The organism is Corallococcus praedator (assembly GCF_003612125.1).
Taxonomy (GTDB): Bacteria; Myxococcota; Myxococcia; order Myxococcales; family Myxococcaceae; genus Corallococcus; species Corallococcus praedator.
This window is the reverse complement of sequence record NZ_RAWI01000614.1, coordinates 1-3,617: the sequence shown is the minus strand read 5'-3', so window position 1 is coordinate 3,617 and position 3,617 is coordinate 1. Positions and strand designations below refer to the sequence as shown.

4 protein-coding genes and 1 pseudogene are annotated in these 3,617 nt (G+C 67.5%); 4 read left to right on the top strand and 1 reads right to left on the bottom strand.

The genetic code is table 11. The features are described from left to right. From D7Y13_RS39810 to D7Y13_RS39795, 4 genes are all read left to right on the top strand, one after another. Nucleotides 1–216: CinA family protein (locus tag D7Y13_RS39810; protein ID WP_147452614.1), on the top strand; the 216-nt coding region annotated here is incomplete at its 5' end. Nucleotides 217–329: 113 nt separating this feature from the next. Further along, on the top strand, nt 330–692 hold the full coding sequence (locus D7Y13_RS39805) for a hypothetical protein (RefSeq protein WP_233596034.1): 363 nt from the start codon (nt 330–332) through the stop codon (nt 690–692). Nucleotides 693–753: 61 nt separating this feature from the next. Continuing rightward, nucleotides 754–2,088, top strand: coding sequence for an AHH domain-containing protein (locus tag D7Y13_RS48875; protein ID WP_120586132.1), 1,335 nt, complete (start codon nt 754–756; stop codon nt 2,086–2,088). 12 nt (nt 2,089–2,100) lie between these two features. Continuing rightward, nucleotides 2,101–3,351 carry an imm11 family protein gene (locus D7Y13_RS39795; RefSeq protein ID WP_120586133.1) on the top strand — a complete coding sequence of 417 codons (1,251 nt, stop codon included), beginning with the start codon at nt 2,101–2,103 and terminating at the stop codon, nt 3,349–3,351. 4 nt (nt 3,352–3,355) lie between these two features. Here the strand turns inward: D7Y13_RS39795 and D7Y13_RS39790 are convergent. Next, nucleotides 3,356–3,617 (bottom strand): annotated as a pseudogene (locus tag D7Y13_RS39790) (hypothetical protein); the annotation flags it as partial.

Here is a 3,617-nt window from a genome sequence, read left to right as displayed (position 1 = left end):
TGGGCGGACTGGGGCGTGGCGGAGACCGGCATCGCGGGGCCTGGGGGCGGGACGGAGCAGAAGCCCGTGGGCCTGGTGTTCGTGGCGGTGCAGCGGCGGGGGAAGCCGGCGGTGGTGGAGCGCCATCTGTTCACGGGAGACCGGAGGGCGGTCCGTCAGGCCGCGGCAGCGAGGGGGTTGGCCCTCCTTCTGGAGGAGCTTGCCGTGGAGTCCTGAATGGATGGCTCGTCCCGTGGACCGTTGGCGGTCGCGGGCCGGATGGGTGATGAAGTCTTCACGAAGGGGGGCGTCCGATGTATCGAATCGACGTGAATCCAGCTGAGTCCATCGTGAGTTTCGCCCTGGAGGGCTACATCCGGTTGGAGGAGATGCAACGCTTCGTGGTGGAGTTGAAGGCCGCGACGGACACGGTGGCGGGGCAGGCCATCAAGATTGAAGCCGACCTGCGCACGTTCCGGCCCGCGTCGCCGGAGGCCGCGGACCTCATCCGTCGGGTGCAGGAGTACGGCCTGCGCTCCGGGGTGACGCGGGTGGCGGAGCTGGTGCAGAACCAGATCGTCGCGCTGCAGCTCAACCGGGTGGCGTCGGGGAGTGGGACGGACAAGATCCTCCGTCGCTTCTGGCAGGAGTCCGCCGCGAGGACGTGGCTGTTGCATGGAGACGCGGAGCTGGGCGTGGCGCTCCAGGGCTGAGCGTCTTCATACTCCCGGGCTCCGCTCTTTGAAGACAGGGGGCGCTGAGCTCGGGACTTGAATGATGCCGCGCTGGGCAGCCGTGTTCGTATGGGTGGTGTTCGCGACGGGGTGTGCGACGTCGCGGACGTGGAGGCTGGACACGGGGGAGGGAGCGCCCCGTGAGTACACGCCGCGCACGCGGACGGCGCCGGTGGCGCTGGAGGGCAGGGCCTTCGGAGAGGCGGTCCGGAGTCTGGCCCCCGATGCGCGGGTGACGGTGCATCCCAGGACGGAGGCGCTGCGGTTGTTGGGGCTGGAGGCCCGGCGTCCGCGTGCATCCCTGGGACTCGTCGCGCTGGAGGACCCCAGGCGGGGCCGCGTGCGCGTGACGCAAGCGCCGGAGGAAGGCACGGCGCTGGAGGCGGCCTACGGGCGCTGGTGCGTGCGCAAGAAGCTGACGGGAGACTGCCTGCACCTGCTGGAGGAGGGGCCAAGGCTGGAGGAGGAGGGCAAGCGCACGCTGGCCTTCCGCATCGCCTTGGACTCGGTGTGGGAGGAGACGGCCAGCGCGCTGGAGGGGATGGTGGACCCCGAAGCGATGGTGGTGATGCTGGCGACGACGGGGGCGGTGTACCTGGGGCTGTGGCTGGCGCCGGAGCCACTGTTGTCGAAGGGCATCGCGGCGGTGCTGACGGTGGGGCTGATTGGGTACCTGGGCTGGGACACGGTGTGGAGCCTCATCCAGGGATGGAGGCTGCTGGCGGAGCGGGTGAAGGAGGCGAGGGACTTCGACGGCATCCGGGACGCGGGGGAGCAGTACGGGAAGGTGATGGGGAAGCAGGCGGCGAGGGCCTTCGTGATGCTGACGATGGCGGCGCTGGGGGGCACGGCGCAGACGCTGGCGGCGAGGATGGCGACGCTGCCGGGGGCGGCGCAGGCGGCGGTGGTGGGCGCGGAGCAGGGAGGCTTCAGCCTCGCGGCGGCCGGGCAGGTGCGCGCGGTGGCGGTGGCGTCGAGCGGCGTGGTGACGCTTGAGCTGGCACCGGGCGCTGTGGCGATGGCGGCCCAGGGGCCGAACGCCGCTGCAGTCGAGGGCCACGAGCACCACATCGCCACGAACAAGTGGTGGGAGGCGACGCACAATGGGGGCCCGTGGTCGCCCAAGTTTCAGAAACTCTTTGACCGAGCAGGCATGTCGCTGGACGACCAGGCGAACCGAGTCCGCATCCCGGGCCACAAAGGTCCCCACCCTCAGCAGTACCATGCCGTCGTCTATAAACGCCTGAAGGATGCGCTAGGAAGATGTCGGAGTATCGAGCAGTGTCGAGGCGAACTGGAGAAGGCACTCCAATCCCTGGCGAGAGAACTGCTTGAAACGGGCAGCCAGCTCAATCAATGGATTGTTCGGGACTGACGGACCTTGGCCATGACGACGCGATACTTCGAACTGTCCGATGACATGAGCATTCAGGAACGCTGGTTTCTAGACGAGGCCACGAACTCACAGGGGCAGGAAATCGATGACATCTGGCAGTTCGCGGATGGCTGTGCCGTTCGAGTCGAGGAGCGGCTCCGAATCCCTGTCCATCATCCTGGCACACCACTCGAGTTCTCCCAGACAAGCGTTGGAGCAGCGCCCATCGTGCATCAGCGGGTGGCGAACATCTTCACGAAGCTGGCGCCTGACGCCGTGCAGGTGATTCCAGTCGATGTCGACGGACAAGCCGAGCCGTACTGCATCCTCGTTGTCACGAAGCTGATCCAATGCATTGATGATCAACAGTCCGCGGAGGTGTCGTACTGGAAGCCGGAGGATGGGCGCCCAGAGAAGACCGGATCCTACCGGTCGGTCTATGACATGCGCATCGACACGACGAAGGTGGGGGATGCGAAGGTGTTTCGCACCAGGGGATGGACGGGTGCGATCATTGTCTCCGAGGACATCAAGGACGCCTTGGAGCGTGCGGGTGTCACGGGGGTGCAGTTCGAAGAAGTCACCGGCCCCAGCTCCGTTACCCCTGAGGAGCGCGAACGACGGCTCAAGCTCAGGAAGCTCTACGATCGGACGGAAACAGCCCGCGACGCCTTCTGGGCCACGCTGGGCACGCTCGAAGAACGGTTCATCATTCCCCCGGTCGTCGGGGGAGGCTGGCCGGCACGACGCCAGGTCTGGCGCGTCATCCGCCGACCGGAAGGCCGCACCCTCTTCGTGACGGACGGGCTGTCCGACTTCTACGTGGCCCGCGTGGAGCCCTCCGTGGGCTTCGGCGTGGAGCTCGCGCTGGAAACGGACGAGCCCGTCGCGGACGTGTCGAGCTGCTGGCAGCAACTGATCCTCGAGCACATCGGCAACGAACTCGCGGAGCACGAGAGGGTGCGCGAGACGGTGAGGACGGGTTTCCTGTCCATGGAAGTGGACGGGCAGCGGATGCCTGAAACCCTCCTGACAAAGGACGGCCGGGTGGGCGTGCTGCTGGGCATGGACACCCCCAGCCTCCCCAATCACTTCACGATGCCCGACGGAGAAGTCCGCCTCGTCACCGTGAAGACCCTGATGCCCGCGGAGCTCGAGTACCTGCTGGAGCACGGCAAACACGGCTGTGAAGAACTCATCCGCCGCTTCAACGAGCGAGGCTCCAGCCACCTGTCCCGCGCCTGGCGTCAGCCCGTGGTGTGACGCCTCACCCGCCGATTCCCATCGCGAGCAGCACGGCGAGCCCCACATACAGCGGCACGTTGAGCGCGAGCGTGAGCCGGTTGATGCGCCGGAAGCGCTCCTGCTCCGCGTCCGCGAACCACACCCCGTCCTCGCCGGTGGTGCGTCCCTCGACGGCCCGGTGGAACAGCGCCGCATAGGCCACCTCCACCCCCAGGCTCACCAGCACCAGCCCCACGAGCGCCAGCGCCCACACGTCGCGCCCATCGAGCGCCCCCGCCCACTTC